This is a genomic window from Virgibacillus proomii (assembly GCF_018916875.1).
Lineage (GTDB): Bacteria > Bacillota > Bacilli > Bacillales > Amphibacillaceae > Virgibacillus > Virgibacillus proomii_B.
Genome location: NZ_JAHLNO010000004.1, coordinates 208,433 through 230,073 on the forward strand (window position 1 = coordinate 208,433; position 21,641 = coordinate 230,073).

The 21,641-nt window shown below is 37.1% G+C and carries 23 protein-coding genes; 17 read left to right on the plus strand and 6 right to left on the minus strand.

Annotated features, from left to right (window positions below; genetic code table 11):
• The first annotated feature begins 8 nt into the window (after positions 1 to 8).
• From KQI21_RS02180 to KQI21_RS02225, 10 genes are all read left to right on the plus strand, one after another.
• A complete protein-coding gene (locus KQI21_RS02180; protein ID WP_373687617.1) occupies positions 9 to 1,052 on the plus strand; it encodes a type IV pilus twitching motility protein PilT in 1,044 nt (347 codons plus the stop codon).
• Positions 1,052 to 2,266 (plus strand): type II secretion system F family protein, encoded by a 1,215-nt coding sequence (locus tag KQI21_RS02185; protein ID WP_216482365.1) that lies wholly within the window; start codon positions 1,052 to 1,054, stop codon positions 2,264 to 2,266. The genes KQI21_RS02180 and KQI21_RS02185 overlap by 1 nt, the downstream gene beginning before the upstream one ends.
• A 231-nt stretch (positions 2,267 to 2,497) precedes the next feature.
• Positions 2,498 to 2,935: a type II secretion system protein gene (locus KQI21_RS02190; protein WP_216482366.1), complete on the plus strand. Its 438-nt coding sequence runs from the start codon at positions 2,498 to 2,500 to the stop codon at positions 2,933 to 2,935.
• 114 nt (positions 2,936 to 3,049) lie between these two features.
• Positions 3,050 to 3,823: a prepilin peptidase gene (locus tag KQI21_RS02195; RefSeq protein WP_253291249.1), complete on the plus strand. Its 774-nt coding sequence runs from the start codon at positions 3,050 to 3,052 to the stop codon at positions 3,821 to 3,823.
• Between the two features lie 12 nt (positions 3,824 to 3,835).
• A complete protein-coding gene (pilM, locus tag KQI21_RS02200; protein ID WP_216482367.1) occupies positions 3,836 to 4,840 on the plus strand; it encodes a type IV pilus biogenesis protein PilM in 1,005 nt (334 codons plus the stop codon).
• Positions 4,824 to 5,420 carry a PilN domain-containing protein gene (locus tag KQI21_RS02205; RefSeq protein WP_216482368.1) on the plus strand — a complete coding sequence of 199 codons (597 nt, stop codon included), beginning with the start codon at positions 4,824 to 4,826 and terminating at the stop codon, positions 5,418 to 5,420. Before pilM ends, KQI21_RS02205 begins: the two co-directional genes overlap by 17 nt.
• Positions 5,413 to 6,123 carry a hypothetical protein gene (locus KQI21_RS02210; RefSeq protein WP_216482369.1) on the plus strand — a complete coding sequence of 237 codons (711 nt, stop codon included), beginning with the start codon at positions 5,413 to 5,415 and terminating at the stop codon, positions 6,121 to 6,123. The genes KQI21_RS02205 and KQI21_RS02210 overlap by 8 nt, the downstream gene beginning before the upstream one ends.
• A gap of 24 nt (positions 6,124 to 6,147) precedes the next feature.
• Complete coding sequence (locus KQI21_RS02215; RefSeq protein WP_216482370.1) at positions 6,148 to 6,600, plus strand: type IV pilus modification PilV family protein; 453 nt, start codon at positions 6,148 to 6,150, stop codon at positions 6,598 to 6,600.
• Positions 6,584 to 7,072, plus strand: a complete 489-nt coding sequence (locus KQI21_RS02220; RefSeq protein WP_216482371.1) for a PilW family protein — start codon at positions 6,584 to 6,586, stop codon at positions 7,070 to 7,072. The genes KQI21_RS02215 and KQI21_RS02220 overlap by 17 nt, the downstream gene beginning before the upstream one ends.
• 5 nt (positions 7,073 to 7,077) lie before the next feature.
• A complete protein-coding gene (locus tag KQI21_RS02225) occupies positions 7,078 to 8,850 on the plus strand; it encodes a bactofilin family protein (protein ID WP_216482372.1) in 1,773 nt (590 codons plus the stop codon).
• Between the two features lie 68 nt (positions 8,851 to 8,918).
• Here KQI21_RS02225 and KQI21_RS02230 read toward each other — a convergent pair whose 3' ends face one another.
• The 3 genes from KQI21_RS02230 to KQI21_RS02240 are packed head-to-tail and all read right to left on the minus strand — an operon-like array spanning position 8,919 to position 11,414.
• On the minus strand, positions 8,919 to 9,698 hold the full coding sequence (locus KQI21_RS02230; RefSeq protein WP_216482373.1) for a sulfite exporter TauE/SafE family protein: 780 nt from the start codon (positions 9,696 to 9,698) through the stop codon (positions 8,919 to 8,921).
• A gap of 52 nt (positions 9,699 to 9,750) precedes the next feature.
• Positions 9,751 to 10,386: a response regulator gene (locus KQI21_RS02235; protein ID WP_216482374.1), complete on the minus strand. Its 636-nt coding sequence runs from the start codon at positions 10,384 to 10,386 to the stop codon at positions 9,751 to 9,753.
• Positions 10,383 to 11,414, minus strand: coding sequence for an ATP-binding protein (locus tag KQI21_RS02240; protein WP_216482375.1), 1,032 nt, complete (start codon positions 11,412 to 11,414; stop codon positions 10,383 to 10,385). Before KQI21_RS02240 ends, KQI21_RS02235 begins: the two co-directional genes overlap by 4 nt.
• 593 nt (positions 11,415 to 12,007) lie before the next feature.
• Between KQI21_RS02240 and KQI21_RS02245 the strand changes: the two genes are divergently transcribed.
• A complete protein-coding gene (locus KQI21_RS02245; RefSeq protein WP_216482376.1) occupies positions 12,008 to 12,220 on the plus strand; it encodes a hypothetical protein in 213 nt (70 codons plus the stop codon).
• A gap of 70 nt (positions 12,221 to 12,290) precedes the next feature.
• On the opposite strand, the gene KQI21_RS02250 is transcribed toward KQI21_RS02245, so the two are convergent.
• From KQI21_RS02250 to KQI21_RS02260, 3 genes are all read right to left on the minus strand, one after another.
• Complete coding sequence (locus KQI21_RS02250) at positions 12,291 to 13,700, minus strand: MBL fold metallo-hydrolase (protein ID WP_216482377.1); 1,410 nt, start codon at positions 13,698 to 13,700, stop codon at positions 12,291 to 12,293.
• A 327-nt stretch (positions 13,701 to 14,027) separates the two neighbouring features.
• On the minus strand, positions 14,028 to 14,588 hold the full coding sequence (locus KQI21_RS02255; RefSeq protein ID WP_216482378.1) for a hypothetical protein: 561 nt from the start codon (positions 14,586 to 14,588) through the stop codon (positions 14,028 to 14,030).
• 21 nt (positions 14,589 to 14,609) lie between these two features.
• Complete coding sequence (locus KQI21_RS02260; RefSeq protein ID WP_216482379.1) at positions 14,610 to 15,803, minus strand: FAD/NAD(P)-binding oxidoreductase; 1,194 nt, start codon at positions 15,801 to 15,803, stop codon at positions 14,610 to 14,612.
• A gap of 297 nt (positions 15,804 to 16,100) precedes the next feature.
• Between KQI21_RS02260 and KQI21_RS02265 the strand changes: the two genes are divergently transcribed.
• The 6 genes from KQI21_RS02265 (at position 16,101) to KQI21_RS02290 (ending at position 21,451) form a co-directional block, all read left to right on the plus strand.
• Positions 16,101 to 16,745: a Crp/Fnr family transcriptional regulator gene (locus tag KQI21_RS02265; protein WP_216482380.1), complete on the plus strand. Its 645-nt coding sequence runs from the start codon at positions 16,101 to 16,103 to the stop codon at positions 16,743 to 16,745.
• 324 nt (positions 16,746 to 17,069) lie between these two features.
• Positions 17,070 to 17,561 (plus strand): OsmC family protein, encoded by a 492-nt coding sequence (locus tag KQI21_RS02270; RefSeq protein ID WP_216482381.1) that lies wholly within the window; start codon positions 17,070 to 17,072, stop codon positions 17,559 to 17,561.
• 618 nt (positions 17,562 to 18,179) lie between these two features.
• Positions 18,180 to 19,472 (plus strand): globin-coupled sensor protein, encoded by a 1,293-nt coding sequence (locus KQI21_RS02275; RefSeq protein ID WP_216482382.1) that lies wholly within the window; start codon positions 18,180 to 18,182, stop codon positions 19,470 to 19,472.
• 347 nt (positions 19,473 to 19,819) lie between these two features.
• Positions 19,820 to 20,272 carry a MarR family winged helix-turn-helix transcriptional regulator gene (locus KQI21_RS02280; RefSeq protein ID WP_253291250.1) on the plus strand — a complete coding sequence of 151 codons (453 nt, stop codon included), beginning with the start codon at positions 19,820 to 19,822 and terminating at the stop codon, positions 20,270 to 20,272.
• Positions 20,273 to 20,293: 21 nt separating this feature from the next.
• The gene (gene racE / locus KQI21_RS02285; RefSeq protein WP_216482383.1) at positions 20,294 to 21,118 is read left to right on the plus strand and encodes a glutamate racemase; all 825 of its coding nucleotides are present in this window, start codon (positions 20,294 to 20,296) and stop codon (positions 21,116 to 21,118) included.
• Between the two features lie 120 nt (positions 21,119 to 21,238).
• Positions 21,239 to 21,451 (plus strand): hypothetical protein, encoded by a 213-nt coding sequence (locus tag KQI21_RS02290; protein ID WP_216482384.1) that lies wholly within the window; start codon positions 21,239 to 21,241, stop codon positions 21,449 to 21,451.
• The last annotated feature ends 190 nt before the right edge of the window (positions 21,452 to 21,641 follow it).

Here is a 21,641-nt window from a genome sequence, read left to right on the forward strand (position 1 = left end):
GAATCAAAGTGCAATTAGATATTAATGAACTACTAAAGGCGGCAGTTAACAATTATGCTTCTGATGTACATATTTCTGTTGGTTGTCCTCCAGTTTTTCGTATCAATGGGGTACTAACATCATTTGGTGAGAGGCGGTTAACCAATACAAATATTGTAGAAATGGCCAAGCAAATGTTATCACCTAAACAATGGGAAACATTTTTAAAGGAAGGTGAATTGGATGCTTCCTATGAAATTACGGATGTCGGAAGGTTTCGTTTAAATGTATATTATCAAAAACAACAAGTTAGTTTTGTAGCCAGGATTATTCCGAATGACATTCCTAGTCTTGAAGAATTAAATATGCCGGCTATTTTAAAAGGATTGGCGTTAAGGCCGCATGGGCTTATTCTTGTGACCGGTCCAACTGGGTCAGGAAAGACAACAACACTCGCGGCAATGGTTGACTATATCAATCATCATAATGCAAAGCATATTGTTACATTAGAAGATCCCATTGAATATATTCATCAACACAGCCAGTCTATCATTCATCAGCGGGAAGTTGGCGTGGATACAAAAAGCTTTGCAAAGGGATTGCGGGCATCTTTACGTCAAGATCCAGATATTCTTCTAGTTGGAGAAATGCGAGATTTAGAGACGATCTCAACTGCGATTACTGCTGCAGAAACGGGACATCTCGTACTGGCAACTTTGCATACGAATAGCGCGGTCCAAACGATTAACCGAATTATTGATGTGTTTCCACCACATCAACAAGGGCAAATTCGGGTACAACTAGCGGATGTATTAGAAGGTATTTTATCGCAACGACTATTTAAGAGTATGGATCATCGCGGAAGAATTGCGGCAACGGAAATACTTATTAATCATCCATCAATCGCTAACTTAATTCGCAGCGACAAGGTCGAACAAATTGAAAATGTCATTCAAACGAGTCGTTGCATGGGGATGCATACGTTGCAAATGTCAATAAACCAATTACTCCAAGCAAATAAAATTACCAATGAAGAAGCCAAGTCTTATCTGTCGCGTTCGGGGGTTATGTAATGCCTCTATATAAATATGTAGTACGAGCAAAAAAAGGAAAGGTAAAACGTGGAACGATCGAAAGTGTTTCTAAACATGCAGCGATAAAACAACTACAACAAAGCGGAGTTAACTTAAGAGAAATAAAAGAGACGAAAGAAACGATTTTTAATAAGAATTTATCCTTAACCATGCATTCTGTAAAAAACCGTGATTTCGTTATTTATTGCCGACAGTTTGCGACATTAATCCGTGCAGGTATTAGTATTGTTGAAGCGACAAATATTCTCGCTCAGCAAACCGATAGCAAGGCATTAAAAAAGGCATTATTGCAAGTGGAGGATGATGTGAGAGAGGGACAAGCGTATTCGACTGCAATTAAAAAACAGCCGAAAATATTTCCCGTGTTATTTGTTAACATGATTCGTGCCGGCGAAATGATAGGAAATCTCGATGAGACCCTTGATCGCCTCGCTACATACTATGAAAAGCAATATACATTGAAACGAAAAGTGCAGTCAACGATGACGTATCCAATTATTTTATTCGTATTAATCTTAGTTGTTGTAAGTTTTATGTTAATTTTTGTCGTTCCGAATTTTGTCACGATTTTCGATCAATTTGATGGAGAAATACCGGCAATAACTAAAATAGTGATGAAGCTGAGTGAGATCGTGAAGGAATTATGGTGGCTCGTGCTATTGATTCTAATGGTATGTATTAGTACCTTTATTGCGCTATTTAAACGGAATAAAACTTTTCATTATGGTGTGCATCTAGTTATCTTAAAGCTACCTGTTTTTGGAAAAGTATTACAAAAGTCAGCAATTGCCCGGATGACTAGGACGCTCGCTTCGTTATTCGCAAGCTCAGTTCCCATCTTGGACGCTCTTGAAATCGTTGAAAAAGTGGTCGGAAATCCAATTATCAGGAAAGTGGTACGTGAGTCGCATGACAATTTAGAGAGGGGCAGCCCTTTGTCGGAGCCACTAGCTGATAGTTGGGTATTTCCCCCGCTTGTTTCCCAAATGGTTGCTATTGGGGAACAAACCGGGTCACTCGATTATATGCTTATGAAAATTGCCGATTTTTATGAACAGGATGTTGATCGCACCGTCGATGCATTGAAATCACTTATCGAGCCGGTTATGATTATTTTTCTTGCCACGATTGTCGGATTTATCGTTTTAGCTATTCTTATTCCGATGTTTACTGTTTTTACAGAAATCCAATAGAGAGAGCAGTCTGTCCATGCGTGTAACTGGCTGATACCTCTTTTTTTATATACTCCGTAGACGGAGGATTCAACACCGACTTCCCAATCCGTTTATCTAACAATCAATTTAGGGATGAAGGAAACTTCAGATAATTGAAGATTCATTTTAATTTTAAGGGGGTGGTAGTGAGGGCAGAGCAAGTGATGAAACACTATCATCATATCATTCATTTTAAGGAGTGGAAACAGGATGTTAAAAAAATGGAAACAAAAATTAAAATTGGATCAACGTGGGTTAACACTTGTGGAATTACTTGCAGTTGTCGTTATTTTAGCGATTGTTGCAGCGATTGCTTTTATTGTTATTAGTAATGTGATTGAAAACTCGAAAAAGGATAGCCATGTGGCAAATGCCCAGCAAATTATTTCCGCTGCGAAAATGCATGAATCTACTGGCGGGAATATTGGTGAAAATGGTGTAACATTAGATGATCTAAAGAAAGAAGGTTTCATTGAAAAAGAGATTTTGGATCCATGGAATGATAAAAACACAGATTACGGAAAAGGTGTAATTGTAACAAGAAGTAGCGGTGAAAAATATTATATTAATAATTTCGACGGAAAAAACTGTAAATTAACTAATAAAAGCGAAGCGGATCTTAATGGTGGTCGCAAAGCTTGTAATTAATGATTTATAACATCGTTTTGTGAATTAATTACACATTATTTAATAACTAAATATGTCCAAGCCCCTGATATTATAGGAGGCTGGACATATTAACACATATAGAAAGAGAAAGGTATGCGGACAATGATCGAAGCTCTCCTATATATCTATCTGTTTATCGTCGGCTTAGTATTCGGTTCATTTTTCAATGTGGTTGGCATTCGCCTTGCTGCGAATCAATCGATCATCTATCCGAGATCATACTGCCCGAACTGTAAGCGCCAGCTGACTGCAATGGAACTGATACCCGTCTTATCGTTTCTTATGCAAAAAGGCCGATGCAAAGGTTGTCAAGAACCTATTTCGTTTCAATATCCACTGGTCGAGTGTATTACAGCGCTTTTATTTGTTACAGTTCCACTTGGAGTGGGATGGTCGAGTGAACTAGTCATAGCTTTCTTGCTTATTTCATTACTGATTACAGTAACGGTTGCTGATTTAGAAAACATGATAATTCCAAACAAAGTGCTGCTTTTTTTTGGCTGTCTTATGTTGGTTTTACGGCTGTTTTTGCATACTTCTCCGTGGTGGGATAGTTATCTTGGCGCTATAGTTGCTTTTTTTCTTTTGTTTCTTATCAGTTTGTTAAGTAAAGGAGCAATGGGGGGTGGAGATATCAAGCTATTCACCGTTTTAGGGATGTTTGTTGGGACAGCAGGAGTGATTTGGACACTCTTTTTAGCTTCTTTGTTTGGGCTGATTTATGGTGTGATCCAAATTGCTAGAAAAGTGAGGAGACGAAAAGAGCCTTTGCCATTTGCACCGTTTATTAGTATTGCTGCCATGATTTTTTATTTTTTTACAGATGAGTTAAACGATTTTATTCAGCTGTTTTTGATTGCTATGTAGGAAGGTGACCACATGTTTTTACTATCTAAGCCAAAACGTGTTGTAAATATAATGATTGATGATTACGTTATTCGAATTGCAGAAAATAAAGGGCATGATTTAACGACGATTCGTCTATTAGAAGAAAGAGAGTTACCTCGTGATTTAATTCAGCACGGGAAGATTATCGATGAACTAAGATTTTACCAGTTTATGAAGGAACTTGTCCACTACTGGAAGCTAAAACATCGAGAAGTTCGATTTTATGTGCCGAATTCACTTGTTATTATGCGTCATGTTGATGTCCCTAGCGAATTAGAAACGGAAGCGATAAACACCTATTTTATGGAGGAGGTCGGGAAATCTATTCACTTTCCTTTTTCACCGCCACTACTGGATGTGTTTGTCCCAAATATGAATCAAGAACAAACGGAACAAGCAACAAAGAAGGGCATCTTATTTGCTGCACCAGAAGAGGAAATTCTGAAATATGTAGGTGTGTTTGAAGATGTAGGCTGGACGCCAATTGCGTTCGAAATTCAACCGCTTGGGGTTTTTCGTTATTTTCATCATCAGTATATAGCACAGCATGAAAAAGTCTATTTATTGTTTGAATGTAATTTACTATCTACGAACATTAGTATTTTTTATCGCCATTTACCTGAGTTTATCCGTTTTCAGCAACTTAATTTGCAAAGGGCAGATTGGCAGGCTGATACTAAATATAGCAAAGATTTAAATTGGTCATTTGTACCAGAAGTAGAGATATGGAATCAGGTTATGGGGGATGAGTTGACGGAGCTGCAGCGGATTATGGATTTTTATCGATATTCCTTGTATAAAGGCGAGAAGACAGTTGAAGCCATTATTTTATATGGAGATATGCCTCATTTATCATCGATAGCAGAAAAAATAAAAGCATCCGTTTCCATATCTGTTACCATTTTGCGTGGGAATGTAGAAAATGAGAATACAGCTTTTGTTCCTGTACTTGGGTTAGCGTTGAAAGGAGATACAGCTAATGCTTCCAGACATTAATTTACTCCCTGAAAAGCATAAAGAGAGGCAATGGCTATATTATAGCTTCCTTACAAGCGTTGCTTTAATAGTTATCGCTTTTGGTATATTGGCTTACTTTTATTTTCAAGTAACGAAGGATTTGGACAAGCTGACAACGCAGTATAACCAAGATTACGAACAAAACATGGCGTTAGAAAAGCAATTAAGCGATTTAACTAAAGCAAAAGGAAAGGATAAGCAAACGGCGGTAGAATTTATTCAATCGTATCAATTACATACTTCTAAGCTGATTGAGGAATTAACAGCGCTCTTACCAGAGAACGCTTATCTTAGTGAATATGAATATACGTTGACAAATGTGACGATTCAAACACAGTTCGAAACGTTATCTGCTGCTTCTAGTTATGTTAAACATCTAGATGATTCGAAGTACGTCTACGATACTGCAATAACGAAGGTAGAGGCATTTTCTGCTTATGAGTCGGAAGAGAATCAGAATAATCAAAAAGTAAATTATGATGTTATTCCCCGTTATGATGTTCAATTAACGTTTAAACCAAACAAAGAAGTGTTACTGGAGGGCGCAAATAATGAATGATCTATTTCAAGAAAAAAAGTCCTTGTTCATTGTAATTGTTGGTTTATTATTTGTCTTACTTCTTGTGTTGTATATCGCTGTATTTCGACCATTAGCAAATGAAGTCACAGCAAAGGAAACGGATAAACGAACTCTTCAACAAGAAATCTCACAAAATGAACAAAAACTAGCAGAAGCTGAGAAACAAGATCCGGAAATCGATACGATATCCGTGAAAAGGCAATTACCATCATCAAGAGAGTTAGATGAATTACTACTCATGCTGGAAAAAAACGCTCAAATTAGCTCTAGTCGTATTGAAAACATGGAGTTTTCCTATGATCAACCTCTAGCTGATTTGGAACAGGAAGAAGAGGGCGAGGATCAAGACGCCACAGATGAAGCAAAAGAAGCTCCATCCGAAGAAGAGGAAACAACTGCTACTGAAGACGAAGGGGAAGAAGAAGGATCAGATGCTGCACAGCACGTAATGGAGACAGTTGCCAATTCGGTTCATACTGTTCAGCTGCGAGTACAGATTTTTTCACCCGACTACAAGCAATTTAAGCAGTTTTTAAAAGAAGTTGAAAAACTGGAGCGGCTTACGATTGTCCATACAATTGAAATGAAGCAACCAGGTGAAATAGAGCGCAATCAAGCAGAAAAACCTGATAAAACGGTAGAATATTACGTCGAATTAATGACATTTTATGATGAAAATTAGCTTCCCTCTGGAAGGAGTGAGTACATGTTTCAGCAACGTGGATTTACCTTGGTTGAAGTACTGGCTTCACTTGTCATTCTGTCTATCGTACTTATTGGGGTTAGTAATTTATTTATTTTCACCAATAAAACAGCTGTAACTAATAATGAGAAGCTACTTGTCATGAATCTCAGTAAAGCGACTATGGAGCGAATGAAGATGGAGCCATTTGCTTATATAAAAAAATCGGAACAGTTTAACGAACCGATGACGTATACATACGAAACTTGTAAACAACAACATTTAGCGCAGTGTGAACAACGATATCAACCGACGATTAATAACAAAAGGTATTTGGTTGAAATAACAGCAAGCCAAAGCAAAGATAGCTATGTTGTAAATGAGGAAAAACTTGGCTTGATCAATGTTATCGTGACGGTGGAAGATGAAACAAAGAAAATTAAAAATCAAGTGGAAGGCTATGTTAGGGATGGTTAGAAGAAATGAACAGGGTATGACATTAGTCGAAGTGCTTGCCGTATTCGTTATTGGGGCGATTATTTCTGTGATTGCTGTGCAAATTTTGCTGAATGGTTATCGCTCCTACGAACGAACAAAGACAAATGTTGAACTTCGGGATTCGGCCGATTTAATAATGGCACATCTGGTTGAAGAATTATATACATTAAAGGTGAGTGAAATTAAAGAATTTCATACCGATGATGGATTTTACATTGTTTTAAAAGACACAGAGGAAAAAATCGGCATAGCAGATGGAAAAGTCATTATTAAACAAACAAGTTATCCGATAGCATCCAGTGGCGTACGCATACGTCATCGGTCGAAAATAACAAGGGAAAAGGATGGATTATTTCATATTACATTAGTTTTAGAAAAAAATGGAAACTCCTTGCATCTGGAAAGTGAAATTGGAATTATAAATGATATCGATATCGTGCCTAAGGAGTGAGAAGCATGAAGCGTTTTTGGCAAAATGAAGCGGGCTATACCTTATTTTTAGCATTGCTTATTACCGTTTTATTTATGATATTAGCTCTGTCGACTGTGGCTTTTACGATGTCAGGTATGAAAAAAAATACAGCTCGTGAAGAATATGTCCAAGCGACAGAACTAGCGGATAAAGGAATGCAACATATTACGCAAGAAATAAATACACAATTAGAGGAAAAGTTGAGTGAAAACGGGATGCCACGTCACCAATTCGCTCAAATCTTAGAAGATGTCTTAGCTGATTATACTTGTGAAGCAAATTTAGTAACAGGGGGAACAATCGGGAAATATTCAGCATGTATTGATGGGGAATGGGAGGATATATTTGATCAGGATGGTTCCAAAAATGAACTTCGTAAACTCGTTCCGTTTAAAAGTGTCGGTACAAAAAAAGGGAAGGAACGAACGATTTATGCAAACATTGAGATTGGTGCAAAGACCGTTCCAGATGCCTTAAAGTATGCGATTGGCTCTCATAATAATTGTGAACAACAGAAAGATTGTGGTCGGATTCCTGGTGAAGGGAATTTATTTTTACACGGTGGAGTTGTTATTAAAGGTGATTTAAAGGTTGATAATCATATCATCACTTCAAATAGAGGATATGCTTTGTTGAGCAGAGATTATTGGTTAGACTCCCTTTTCCCAAGTATTCTTCCAAGTGGAAATGATCAGAAGGCGAAGCTCGTATTAGACGGAAATATGTATACGATCGAACATCCTCTCCAAGGAAGGTATGCCGATCATATTAATTCTACGCATTTTTCTACTCCCACATATAAAAAGCATAATCGACCAGAGGAAGCTTTCCTGCAGGCGCCAGATATAGTAAATCGGGCACCGGTTCAAGATAAAGTGAAGATTCGTGAGCAGCGTGATCGCTTTTATTATACGAAAGATGATGTAGAAGATCGAAATATCCTCCATAATTATCGGATAGAAACAGGTAATCAGTATGCAGAAGAGAAAGTATATCCTTATGCGGAAGATTGTTTCTTTTGGTGGTGTGATGAAATTAGCGAATATAGATTACAAGGAACTAATACTTTTCGTAAATTCGCTACTGAAAAAAATCTATTGATTCGAGGTAATAAAAACGAGTTCGGTAAAACGACGATTTCTGAAGGGATGTATGTTGGAGGAAATCTTTATATTGGAAATCATTCGATTGGTGACAATAATTATAATCCTGAGGCTTATGACAAGATTCAAATGGAAGGATCCATTTATATAGATGGTGACTTAACGATAAAGGGCGTAGATGCAAAATTAAATACACTTATATATGTTAATGGGGATGTGACGATTCAAAACACCCGTATTAACGGCTTAGTAAATGATGGAAAGGAAGGATCCCTAATTATTTTTGCCAATGGAAAAGTCCATATAAGCAACAATAGTGTTAATCAGGATGAACCGAGTAATATCCGAGGGTTTTTTTATTCAGAAAGTGATTTTGAGATGTTTGGAGTGGGCTCTAATATTCACATTAGTGGTGGCATCTCTGCACGGCGTATTGTGTTAAACGCGATTCGCGGTCGAGCGAGTTACCAACGCTTTGAAGGAGCACAAGAAGCTAATTATAGATATTTTGAAGGAAGAGAAGGGCAAGGAACTAGACCATCTCGATTGCAAGTCATTTACAATCCGGATATTATTCATACGTACTCGGATTTAAAGCAAGAGGAACCGGTTATTTATGATATTGATCCACCGCTAGTAAAAGAACGAAACTAAATGGTTTGAGAAAACAAATACTTTACGTGCAAGCTATTCCAGCTTGCACGTAAAATGCATTTCAATCATTAAATGAGAATGTCCCACCAGATTTTTATTGCAGTAGCTAATATTAAAAGAGCAAGTAATGCTTGGAGAAGCTTTGTATTTGCGCGTTTTCCCAATGCTGCTCCGAGTGGCGAAGCAATTAAGCTTGCAATAATCATGATGATCGCAGGAACGAGCAATACCTGATTTGTAGCTATCTTGCCAATGGTAGAACCAATGGAAGAAATAAATGTAATAGCAAGGGAACTGGCAATTGTCATACGTGTTGGAATCTTTAAGACGGTAATCATAATCGGGACAAGAATAAATGCCCCTGCCGCACCAACAATACCTGCAGCAATCCCTACGATAAATGATAAGCCGGCAGCAAGTGGTTTATTAAAAGTCACTTCGTTTAGATTTGTTGGATCATCATTACTTTTTGGCATAAACATCATAATAACGGCAATCGTCGCTAATATAGCATAAACGATATTAATGGCAGCTTCTGGAAGTAGATTGGATCCGTATCCGCCAATGAGTCCACCGATTAAAATACTAACACCCATATATAAAATGAGCTTTTTATTTAAATACCCACCTTTACGATATGCCCATACGCCGCCGATGGTAGCAAAAAACACTTGAACGGCACTGATACCTGATACTTCATGTGCACTAAAAGCTGCAAATCCAAGTAAAGCGGGAATGTATAATAACATAGGGTATTTAATGATAGAACCACCAATTCCCACCATTCCTGAGATAAATGAACCGATAAAACCAATTAAAAAAATGAGGATGATAAATCCAAAGCTCATTTGTTGTATCCCACCTTTGTTGTTATTCGGTAATATGAACTGGATGATATGGCTAAATGGTGTGATAGTGATTCGTTAAGCCATATTGAACTAACTCTGATTTACATTTCAAATGAAGTTTTTGCATCATATTTGCTTTATGATTTTCCACTGTTTTTGGACTGATGATTAAGCGCTGAGAAATTTGCTTATTTGTATAGCCAAGAATGGTGAGGCGAAGAATTTCTTTTTCCCTAACAGAAAGAATGGAATAATCTTTTTTGCTATGCTTAAACAATTTATCAAGTTGTTCTTTGGGAATACCCACCTTGTAGTATCGCTTACCTTGATAAACAGCATGAATCGCTTCATGTAGCTCACTACCTTTGCTGTTTTTTAAAATGTAGCCACAAACATTAATTTGGATTGCTTTTTGAATATAAACCTCCTCATCATGCATAGATAAAAGTATAATCCGAACCCGTTCGTTTTGTTTTAAAATAACTTCTGAAGCAGTAAAACCGTCTAAACCATTTGGCATCGATATATCCATTAAAATGACATCGACTTCATTACTGTTGGTTAGTAATATGGCTTGCTCCCCATCCTCTGCTTCTCCGATAATCTCAATATCAGGATAAGCTTCGAGCAACAGTCTAAGACCACGTCGAATTAAACGATGGTCATCAACAATTAATACTTTTATCAATGAAACTTCTCCCCCTTTGGAATGGATGCACGAATAATTGTCCCCCGTTGTAACTCTGATACGATGTGAAAAGCACCTCCCAGCAAATGGATTCTTTCTTCCATATGTTTTAATCCAAGACCTTTTGAGCGTTCTTTCGTTATATCAAAGCCGATACCGTTGTCCCATATCGTTAACTCGAGCTTATGCGATAATTCCATAAGTTCAATATCTGCCTGATTTGCATCAGCATATTTAATCATATTGTGTAATGCTTCTTGAATAACACGATATAAATTAATTTCGATTAAAGGTGGAAGGCGGTCTGTTAAATTAGATGAAAAGGTAAACGTAATGGATGGATTGCTTTTTTCTAACGTCGTAATTAAACCATTTATCGTTGCGATTAAACCTAATCTATCAATGCTTTGCGGTCGTAACTGATAAGAGTAGGCCTTAATATCACTCATCACTGCGTTTAGCTCTTCTCGCACATCGTCTACGTAAGTTTGGATACGTTTATCATTCACAAACGACTCAATTGCCTGCAAAGCGACGGAAATGCTGTATAAAGCCTGCCCTACTCCATCGTGAAGCTCTTGGGCCAGACGTTTATGTTCATTTTCCTTTGCTTCAATCAGCTTTTGGATCATTTGTTTTGACAGCTGAGCTTCTTTTTCCTTTTGCATGAGAGATTGATCACGCAAAACAAGCAAATATTCTTTTTGATCTGTCTGTTTGTCGTGATACATTAAAGCAGTACTCATTTCTACGTTTATTTTCTTGCCATGATAGGTCGGCATATCCGAAAGAAAATATGGGACTTCGTCATGTGCGATGAGATAACATGTATTTTCGCCACTTCGTAAGCGTCGTTGCTCACAAAAAGAACAATATGGGACACGGTCATGTACCATCCATCCCGTTAGTTTTTTTGCACTCGGATTCATGGCTAAAATCTTGCGGCTTTGATCCATGATGATAATACCATCTTGAATATTCTCAAAAATTTGGCGTAAATATTTATTTTCATATTGGATCGATGACATCGGTTGAATTTTCCCCCTTTGTTTTTTCCCGAATTATAGATACCGCAAATCCCTTCTTTAAAGTGTTGAGGTATTACGTCTGGATAAATATTTGCTTTTTCAGTGATATTCTGAAAAAACTTTTGTAGGTTGGTAATCTTGTATTAAGATACTGTAAGCTATCAAGCTGTATCGAAAAATGAAAGTGAAGATCGTTTGATTTAACAATAAATTTCTCGAAATGAAGCTTTACTGAATAATAAAGCGTGTTTCTAAAAAAGATAGTCTTTCTAATATCATATACTGCCATTCAGCTGAAGAGATCGTCAATAAAATGAATTAGTTTAGAATCCTTATTAAATATCAGCAATAAAAATTTACTTCTGCTTGTATATATTCTAAAATTTTTGGAAGCTATTCCTTTTAGCTAGATTTAAGGTAGCTTGCTTTTTGGTGTTTTACATAAACTTTCTTTTAGATAAAATTTGCTAGGTAAAGACAATTACCATAGAGGGAAGCCCCTCTATGGTGGTTTCACAGATCAAAGTTATTCTGCATGTAAGGTGCCGGAAGACGCCCACTACAAAAGTTATAGAGAATACGAAGAAGTCTAAGTGGAGAAAACGGTTCCTAAATGCCCGATACATTTAGCGACAAGACAAGGAAAACTACGACAGCGACACATCGCACGCAGAAAAAGCGTTCTTCTTTTTCAAGGACAAGGAAAACTACGACAGCGACACATCGCACGCAGAAAAAGCGTTCTTCTTTTTCAAGGACAGAAGATTCGGGTAGTACTACATCGCGTTCTTATCAAGGGACGCTAGAGATTATAGCTCTTGGTCTATTTCTATCAGTAGGGGATGAAGCAAAATCCCTACTGATAGAAGTTCCACTTTATTGTGGAATGAATACCTCTGTTAGCCAGCGCGAATATCCTCCAGCTAAATTCAGGACTTTCTTAAATCCATTAGCTTGTAGGAGGCTTACTCCAATGGCTGAACGACCACCTGATTGACACGCTACGATAATGGTTCGATCTTTCGGGATTTCCTGAAGACGGTCTTTTAGTGTACCGAGCATCATATGATCAGCACCTTCAATATGACCTTGCTCCCATTCTGATTGATTGCGGACGTCAATTACAACCGGGTCATTGGCAGTTATCAATTGTTTTGCTTCATCTGGTGTGATGTTGTTGTAGGATTCCAAGTTGTCCATATGTTTAATAGTCTTGTTTACATCTATGAATCCGGCAATTTGGTCAATCCCAATGGAACGAAGGGAGGTTACAATCTCATTTACTTGCTTTGGGTCGGCTAATAGATAGAGTGGTTGATCATAGTTAATCATCCACCCCGCCCAATTCGTAAACGATTGATTGTATGGAATGTTTATCGTTCCTTGGATATGTTGTTTGCTGAATGCTTGGGCATCGCGAGTATCAAGAATTTGAGTGCCGCTGTTTAACAGTTCTTTTATTTGTTTCACATCTGTTATTTTTGGTGGGTCTTCGAGCTTATGAATCATATTTGGTCCAACTTTATTGATATGCTTCATGATTGCAAAATAGGTAGGCGCTTCCGGTTGACCAGCTAGCAAAGCATCAATAAATGCAGATTCATTATCATATTGCATCGCCCAATTAAATCGTTTTTCATATCCTACCGTTGAGGATGGAACAGCTCCAAGTGATTTCCCGCATGCACTTCCGGCTCCATGTGCAGGCCAAACCTGTAAAAAGTCAGGTAATTGTTTAAAGCGTTGTAAAGAATGAAACATACTCTTCGCTCCAGACACGCTTGTTCCTGCTTCACCTGCTGCTTTTTCTAGTAAATCTGGTCGACCAACGTCTCCGACAAAGACAAAATCTCCTGTAAAAATGCCAATTGGTTCATCTGCATTTGCACCGCCGTCTGTGAGCAAAAAGGAGATGCTCTCAGGTGTATGTCCAGGAGTATGCATTACTTCAAAGGTTAAGTTGCCTAATGTAATGGTGTCTCCATCTTTTAGCAGCGTATGTGATAAATGCTCTACATTTTTGTATTTCCAATCGTCATTTCCTTCATCTGATACATATAACTCGGCTTCTAATCGATTGGCGATTTCTCTACCTCCAGAAACATAGTCGGCGTGAATATGTGTTTCTAATGCACCAACAATTTTCATTCCCTCTTTTTCAGCAGCGGAAAGATAAGGCTCAATATTTCGAGCCGGGTCAATAACTAAAGCTTCCCCTTTTACTTGACAACCTACTAAGTAAGAGGCCTGTGCTAACTGTTCATCATAAAAATATTTTAAAAGCATCGTTTCACAACTCCTTTTTAATTAAAAATGATCTATTTATATACATAAGAAACGTAGGGCATCGAAGTCTAACGATAATCCCATTTAAGCCTATCTAATAAATGGGAGAAGCGAGAGACAGCGGTCTAAAAGAGTAGCTGATTATAACTTATAACTTAAATCAGTATACCTAAAGAAAAGCAGTTTTCTTCTTTCAGACTGATAATCCGTTATTACGACAAAAAGTTTTCATTGTGCTACAAATACACGAAAAAACAATTTTCGCATCATTTGCAATTTTATTTATTATTTTAGAAGCTTGGTAAATAAGCTAGGTTTGATTTTCGTTTACTCGTCATGCTTTTGTTGCAAAACATCTAATGTAGCTTGTATATATTTAAGGTAGTTTTGTATTTTTGGCTCTTTTATCCATTTCATGATTGTAAAAATGGAAATAGAATGATCCATGGAATTTTTTCTTTCTTGAATAGCTGCTATCAGCTCTTTTACTTCTTTTCTTTGATTAAGTAGTGATAGTTCGAAGAGTGATGCTTTAAGTTGTTCCAAGGATTGTTCATCTGCTAATACGTTTTTTATAAATAATGTAATTTGTTCCATAAGTTCAATTATTTGTAGAAGGATAGGAAGCTTTCCTAAGATGGTAATTAATGCTTCAAAAGATTCCTCATTTATTTTTGATAGCTGAAAGCGTTGTTCAAAAGCTTTAATGGTGGCTGTATCCTTAGAAATATATTTAGAAAATTGGGTTATTTGTTCAATTGAATGAAAAGTGCGCTCTAATTCAGGTAACAGTCGAATCAAGTTTGTTAATGCACTCTGTATTTCTGGACGTGCCAGTTCTTCCATCCAGTCATGATTTGCTTGCAAATTTGCAGCAGTCTTCGTCATTACCTCACCCCTCTTTGATTGTTACATGATCCCTTTAAGCATGCCGTCCCAATACATAATTGGAAGAAAATCCTTTTTCATTAAATACATACTTTTCCGTTCAACTGCTTGGTTAAATGGCATAGACTCTTGTGGATTTTTGTCATAATCAAATTCAGCTAAAATTAAACGGTTATAGCCTGTTACCAGTGGGCAAGAACTGTATCCATCATAAGTCGCTTCAAATGGTTTTTCCTTCATTATCGCTATAAGATTATTAACTACTACCGGTGCTTGTTTACGTATCGCAGCTCCCGTTTTAGAAGTAGGTAAATTACTGCAATCTCCAATGCCAAAGACATTTTCATAATGTACATGTTGTAACGTATGTGGGTGCACATTCACCCAGCCGTTATCATCGGCAAGCGGGCTGTCTTTAATAAATGTTGGCGCTTGCATTGGCGGGGTAACGTGTAACATGGAGAAAGGTATTGTCTGCTGTTCCCTCGTGTCTAAATTTTCTAAGACCGCTTCTTTTGTATCTCCTCGCACTTCAATTAAATGATTGAGAAAATATGTTTTTATTTGCTTCCTGGATACTATCTTTTCTAAAGCTTTACGGTATTTCAATACATCAAATATGGCTGAGTTTGCAGAAATAAATAGCATTTCCGCTTTGTCACGAATTCTTGCTTTTCTGAAAGCGTTGTCTGCAAGATACATAATTTTTTGAGGCGCTCCGCCACATTTTACAGGTGAGTTTGGGTGAGTGAAGATAGCATTACCACCAGAAAAATTACGAATGACTTCCCATGTATATTCGACATGTTCATAGGAGTAATTGCTGCAAACTTGATTTTTTCCCAGTGTGTCTTTTAATCCTTTAATTGCATCCCAATTGACTTCAATTCCTGCCCCAACGATAAGATAATCATAATGGATTTCAGTTCCTTCGTTTGTGTATACACAATTATTTTCTGGATCAAAATTAGTTACCGCTTGTTGAATCCAATCAGCACCATCTGGTATAACGCTACGCATGGAACGCTTTGTTACTTCTTTCTTAGCGACTCCTGCCCCTACTAGAGTCCATAATGGTTGATAATAATGAACTTCTGCAGGATCTATAATCGCGATTGCTTGTTCAAACCCTTTTGAATATCGAAGGAGTTGAGCAGCAACTGTAATTCCTGCAGTACCACCCCCAACTATAACAACTCGATAATGTGTTGCCATATAAATCCCCCTTGATTTTAGCTAGGTATAATTCGTACATATACACATCTATTGTATGACAGGGCTGCTATAAAATACTATAGGGGGTTTCCCTTATTTTTCTTAGTGACATGTATAAGTGTTAAAAGTAACTTGATAATTACTTTTAGTAAAAGGTAAACGTATAATAAATAAGGTTGTTCGTCGTTTTATATATAAGAATTAAAACGATTGTTATACTCTTAGCATTTTACCTATAATAATCTTATTAAGATTTGAAACGATAAAACTTACTGTACTGTAAAGGAGTAATTTCCAATGATAGAGCAAAGCCCACTGCAACCGACTAGAGTTATTCACTTATTTGATCAACAGTTAAAAGGGGAATGGAAAATGCGTAAGAAATATACATTTAAAAAAGGGGAGCAAGTTACTTATCCATATAAATTAACAGAGCATATTTATTTAATTATGGAAGGTGACATACGAATTTTTCACCTACATCAAGATGGAAAGGAATGCGTGTTAGGCATTTTAACTGCCGGTGATTTTATCGATTTAGCTAGCATTTTCACTACCGAAGAAAGTGATGCATATGCTATCGCGTTAACGACTGTTTCCGTTGTAAAAGTAGAAAAGCAAGAAATACTGGATGCCGTTGCGCATACTCCAGAGTTGTCTTTAGCGTTATTAAAGCATTTTTCTAATCAATTACATGAAGTTGTTCGTATTTTAGAACAAGTCGCTTATGATAAGGTAGAAGAGCGTTTATGGAACTCCTTACATAAATGGAAAAATAAAAAGGAAGAGAAAGGCGGCTGGTATCCTCTCCCCAAATATCTCACCCATAAAGATATGGCTGGAATGATTGCGTCAACTAGAGAAACGGTCACGTTCTTAATCAATAAATGGGTACAACAAGGGATGATAAAAAACGATAAACACCAGCTCTGGATAAAGTGAAGCTTCATTCCGTGGGGCTTTTCTTTCATCCCCTACTAATAGAAGTAGAACTAACATCTTAAACGTTTTGAAAAAACGTGATGGTTCGCTACCAAAGTTTCTCTACCCTTGAAAAACCACGATGTATTGCTATCGAAGCTTTCCCCTATCGAACGAATCGGGCTTAGACTTCGGCATATTTCTCTGTACCTCTTGAAGTGGGAGTCTTTCAGCACCTGAGATGCTAGATAAAAAAGTTGGATAATGTAAGGAAGCTTACATTCATTTTTAAGCCAACCTTGTAAGATGTATGTAGATGAAACCACTACATTGGAGGAATAAATCATGAATGGAATTAATTTTGAAGCAGTAGAGCAAACAACAAAGGTGATTAAAGAGAATCCATCACAAAAAATGCGTCATTGGCATGCAAAGGTAACTTGGGAATCAGGAGTGAAGAACAACGTACAAATTCGTGATTTTAAGCCAATTACGATGGATGAGCCAGTACCATTAGGTGGCACGGATGAAGGTGCTAATCCAGTAGAGATGTTAATAGGAACCGCAGGCAGCTGCTTTGCCATTACGTTTGAAGTACTTGCCAGTCAACAAGGAATTACATTGGAAGTAGTAGAAGTGGATGTAGAAGCAGATCTAAATGCTGCCGTATTTTTAGGATTAGAAGAAGGAGACGGTGGAATATTACAACCAACCATCCGCTTAAAAGCAAAAACTTCGGCACAAAAAGAGCAAGTGAAGGAAATTGCAGAGACTGCATTGCAAAAATCTCCAGTACTAGCTAGTATGAAAGCAAAATTACAACTAGAAATCAACTAGTTTTTTATAACATATACGGACAACAAATCACCTCCAATTTACTAATGTTGGAGGTGATTTATTGTACCTATTCCATGGTGGATAACTGTTTTAAAGTAATGTGTTTTCTAGTCAATGACAAGCAAACTTCGCTCTCTTTCCTAAGATAAGTTAATATCAGCTCGAATTTAAAGGAAGGCCGACTAAAAGCGGGCTTGCCGCTCAGGCGTCGGCATCCCCCTGTTGTAGGGGCATGTTCCTTTATCCCGAATGTAAGAACGTGCTTTTCTCATTTATGTTTTACGAACATAATGAGAAAAACAACTTCTAAAGTCCCAATCGTTTAAAGGACTTTAGGTTATACTCTTGCCGTACTAACATTCAAAGAGAAAAGCACTCCTTGAATGAAATTTCACTTTATCTCTGACAGAAGCTCTCTTAAGTACGACGCTAACGAGCGCTTCTATTTTTTATTCTTTTGTCTATAAATTGTAGATAAAAGTACAAATTTTCCTAGTATTCTTGACCTAGGTTCTTTTATAATAAGAATAACAAGGGGCAGAAGGGGTGTTCTTTTAAGATTGGCACTGGAAAGGAAAAGAGTTAGTAGCATAACTAACAGATAAGGGGGAGAGCTAAATGTTTTTTAAACAAAATAGACAAGAAAAGAAATGGTTAAAGACCTTTTCTGATGTAGAAGTAGTCATCAACATACATGATGCTGCCGTTTTACAGAAGATGGAGATGATAAATCTTACGAAAACAGATATGAAACGAATAAAAAGCTTGCAACCACTTGTAATGGAAAATATTGATTTGTTTGTTGATTCATTTTACTCGACTATTTTACGATTTAACCATTTAAGGCGAATCATTGAGAAGTATAGTACGATTGACCAGTTACGATTAACATTAAAGCAATATGTAAGTGAATTATTTGCAGCAGAGATAAATCATAAATTTTTGGAAAAACGGTTCAATATTGCCAGGACTCACTATCGTATTGGTTTACAGCCTGCTTGGTATATGGGAGCATATCAAAATTTACACAACACGATTATTGCAACCATTTATGAAGAGATGAAGAATACGGAAGATCTTCATGCTATACTTGTTGCTGTTAATAAAATAATGAGCTTTGAGCAGCAAATTGTATTAGAAGCCTATGAACAGGAAAACATAAAAAAAATGCAAGCAAAATATGAAGAAGGAAAAGACTGGCTTAAAGATAAAATGACTTCCGTAAGTGAGGGACTTGTAGCATTTGCTGAAGAAAATCACACCTCTGCAGAAACATTAAGTACAAATATTAATGAAGTGAATAAAGTCACAGAAAAAAGCACGTATCAAGCAGAAAAAGCCAGAGCTAAGGCTTTAGAAGGTCAAAGTCAATTAGACCAACTGATTAACAGCGTGAGCTACATGGAAACAATGATAAAGCAAATCACACAATTTTTGTCGGAATTCGATAAATCTTCTAGTGAAATCGCCAATATCATTTCAATTGTACAAAAAATTGCCGATCAAACGAATTTACTTGCCTTGAATTCATCAATAGAAGCAGCAAGGGCAGGAATACATGGCAGCGGTTTCGCAGTAGTTTCACAAGAAATAGGTAAGCTAGCAGAACAGACAAAGCAGTCGATAACGCAGATAACCTCATTAATCACAACCTCTAAGGAAATTAGGAAACATACAAAAGCAGCCATCAATGAAATAGAACACGCGGTTGAAACAAGTGTGTCTTCTACGGAAGCTACCCAACAATCTTTTCAGCATCTTATAAATACAATACAGGTTAATGAAAAGGCAATTAAAACAGTTTTAAAGGAAATAGAAGATTTAAAACAAGTAGTTCAAGAAATGGAACGAGCTACTTCGAGTGTTGTCGCCGCTGCTGAGCAGTTAAATGAAGCAGCGACGAAGGCATAATAAACAAAGGGTGTATTCAAAATAGAGGATTAAAAAACTAATATCTAAGAGCAAAATTGCGATGTATCGCTATCTACGTTTTTTGGCCTTGTAAATTGGGGGAAGTGTCACTACCCGAGGTTATTCTTATCCTGTTGAACGGCGAGATTAGCTCGTCCATTCGTTGAAATTTGCTGTTTCATCATTTTTAGCGTGCTTTTGGAACACCTCTAAAAGAGCAAAAACAAAGATCGTTGATTAGGCTAACATAAAAATATAATCATGGTTTTAATATAATAATACTTTACGTAGCACCGTTTCGTTATGTAAAATAACAAGTATATACGGGAGTGTAGGAGGTAACTTTGTTGAAAACGAATGAGACAAAAGCTTCAATCGACAGGATAGAAAAGCGCATGCGCTATATCTCTGGAATTATTAAACAAAAGGGAAGAAAAATTCTAAATAACTACCCAATTACATCTCCGCAATTCGTTGCGTTACAGTGGCTATTGGAAGAAGGAGATTTAACGATCGGCGAGCTTTCTAACCGGATTAGTTTAGCTTTTAGTACGACAACAGATTTAGTCGATCGAATGGAGAAAAATGGGCTTGTGGAAAGAGTAAGAGACACTAATGATCGGCGAGTCGTTCGTATTCATGTACTCAACAAAGGAAAGACAATTATTCACGAAGTTATCGGAAAGCGACAACAATATCTTGGGGAAGTATTGGAAAACTTTTCGGAGGAACAAATAGAGCAACTTTATGATTTACTTTCCTATTTACATGAACAAATGAAGGAAGTAGAGAAAAAATAAACTTCAAGAAGAGGCGATATTGTGAAGCAAGCAATAGGAGTCATTGACTCGGGGGTAGGAGGCTTAACAGTAGCATATGAACTAATGCGTCAGCTCCCTAAAGAAAAATTGATTTACGTAGGGGATCAAGCGAGATGCCCGTACGGTCCAAGATCAGCAGAAGAAGTAAAACAATTCACATGGGAAATGGTTGATTTTTTATTAGAAAAAGATATTAAGATGTTAGTCGTTGCTTGTAATACAGCAACGGCATTTACGCTAGCTTCTTTGAAAAAACATTTAAGTATCCCAGTTATTGGTGTGATTCAGCCAGGTGCCAGAGCGGCGATTAAATTTACTAAAAATAACCGAATTGGGATTATTGGTACAGAAGGAACGATTCGCAGTAATGCTTACACGCTAGCTTTAAAAAATATTAAAAAAGAGCTGGAAATCCGTGCACAAGCTTGTCCGATGTTTGTACCGATGGTAGAACAGGGCATTTTAGAAGGTCCTAAAGCAAAACAAGTAGTAGCAGATGCTCTAGAACCATTAATGGAGCATAATCAGATGGATACGCTTATTTTAGGGTGCACCCATTACCCGCTGTTGAAAGATACAATTCAATCCGTTGTTGGTGAACAGGTGACAATTATTTCTTCCAGTGAGGAAACTGCAAGAGAGACAAGTACTATTTTAGAAGTGCATAACCTTCTAAACCATGATGAAGTATTTCCAGTTCACCAATTTTATACGACAGGAGAGCTGGATATGTTTATTCAAATTTCGGAACGGATTTTTAAAGAGCCAAATTTGCAAATGATTACTATAAAAAAAGCAACCCTACCACAAATGCAAGATTCTTAACCAGAATCTTGCATTTTTTCGTTTTAAAATTTCAGTGCTTATCATATTGAGATTTTTAAACCTGCCTTACTTCAAATATCTTATTATTTTAGATGATTATGTAAGAAAAACGGCTCCTAAATGTCCGATTCGTTTCATTTACTAGGACAGAGTTGCTACGATAGCACTACATCGCACGCAGAAAAAGCGTTCTTCTTTTTCAAGGACAAGGAAAGCTACGACAGCGATACATCGCACGCAGAAAAAGCGCTTTTCTTTTTCAAGGACAAGGAAAGCTACGACAGCGATACATCGCACGCAGAAAAAGCGCTTTTCTTTTTCAAGGACAAGTAAAGCTACGACAGCGATACATCGCACGCAGAAAAAGCGCTTTTCTTTTTCAAGGACATGGAACGCTACGACAGCGATACATCGCGATTTTTCAAGGACAAGTAAAGCTTCATTATCGGTACATCGCTTTTTTATTAAAAGCTTAGGCAGTAATACATCGTGGTTATTAAGGACGTCCGAGATTTTGCCTTTA

What these genes read in the sequence shown, in the direction of transcription:
- KQI21_RS02185 (WP_216482365.1), top strand. Translation starts at nt 1,052, where the DNA reads ATGCCTCTATATAAATATGTAGTACGAGCAAAAAAAGGAAAGGTAAAA.
- KQI21_RS02190 (WP_216482366.1), top strand. Translation starts at nt 2,498, where the DNA reads ATGTTAAAAAAATGGAAACAAAAATTAAAATTGGATCAACGTGGGTTA.
- KQI21_RS02195 (WP_253291249.1), top strand. Translation starts at nt 3,050, where the DNA reads ATGCGGACAATGATCGAAGCTCTCCTATATATCTATCTGTTTATCGTC.
- pilM (WP_216482367.1), top strand. Translation starts at nt 3,836, where the DNA reads ATGTTTTTACTATCTAAGCCAAAACGTGTTGTAAATATAATGATTGAT.
- KQI21_RS02205 (WP_216482368.1), top strand. Translation starts at nt 4,824, where the DNA reads ATGCTTCCAGACATTAATTTACTCCCTGAAAAGCATAAAGAGAGGCAA.
- KQI21_RS02210 (WP_216482369.1), top strand. Translation starts at nt 5,413, where the DNA reads ATGAATGATCTATTTCAAGAAAAAAAGTCCTTGTTCATTGTAATTGTT.
- KQI21_RS02215 (WP_216482370.1), top strand. Translation starts at nt 6,148, where the DNA reads ATGTTTCAGCAACGTGGATTTACCTTGGTTGAAGTACTGGCTTCACTT.
- KQI21_RS02220 (WP_216482371.1), top strand. Translation starts at nt 6,584, where the DNA reads ATGTTAGGGATGGTTAGAAGAAATGAACAGGGTATGACATTAGTCGAA.
- KQI21_RS02225 (WP_216482372.1), top strand. Translation starts at nt 7,078, where the DNA reads ATGAAGCGTTTTTGGCAAAATGAAGCGGGCTATACCTTATTTTTAGCA.
- KQI21_RS02230 (WP_216482373.1), bottom strand. Translation starts at nt 9,698, where the DNA reads ATGAGCTTTGGATTTATCATCCTCATTTTTTTAATTGGTTTTATCGGT.
- KQI21_RS02240 (WP_216482375.1), bottom strand. Translation starts at nt 11,414, where the DNA reads ATGTCATCGATCCAATATGAAAATAAATATTTACGCCAAATTTTTGAG.
- KQI21_RS02250 (WP_216482377.1), bottom strand. Translation starts at nt 13,700, where the DNA reads ATGCTTTTAAAATATTTTTATGATGAACAGTTAGCACAGGCCTCTTAC.
- KQI21_RS02255 (WP_216482378.1), bottom strand. Translation starts at nt 14,588, where the DNA reads ATGACGAAGACTGCTGCAAATTTGCAAGCAAATCATGACTGGATGGAA.
- KQI21_RS02260 (WP_216482379.1), bottom strand. Translation starts at nt 15,803, where the DNA reads ATGGCAACACATTATCGAGTTGTTATAGTTGGGGGTGGTACTGCAGGA.
- KQI21_RS02265 (WP_216482380.1), top strand. Translation starts at nt 16,101, where the DNA reads ATGATAGAGCAAAGCCCACTGCAACCGACTAGAGTTATTCACTTATTT.
- KQI21_RS02270 (WP_216482381.1), top strand. Translation starts at nt 17,070, where the DNA reads ATGAATGGAATTAATTTTGAAGCAGTAGAGCAAACAACAAAGGTGATT.
- KQI21_RS02275 (WP_216482382.1), top strand. Translation starts at nt 18,180, where the DNA reads ATGTTTTTTAAACAAAATAGACAAGAAAAGAAATGGTTAAAGACCTTT.
- KQI21_RS02290 (WP_216482384.1), top strand. Translation starts at nt 21,239, where the DNA reads ATGTCCGATTCGTTTCATTTACTAGGACAGAGTTGCTACGATAGCACT.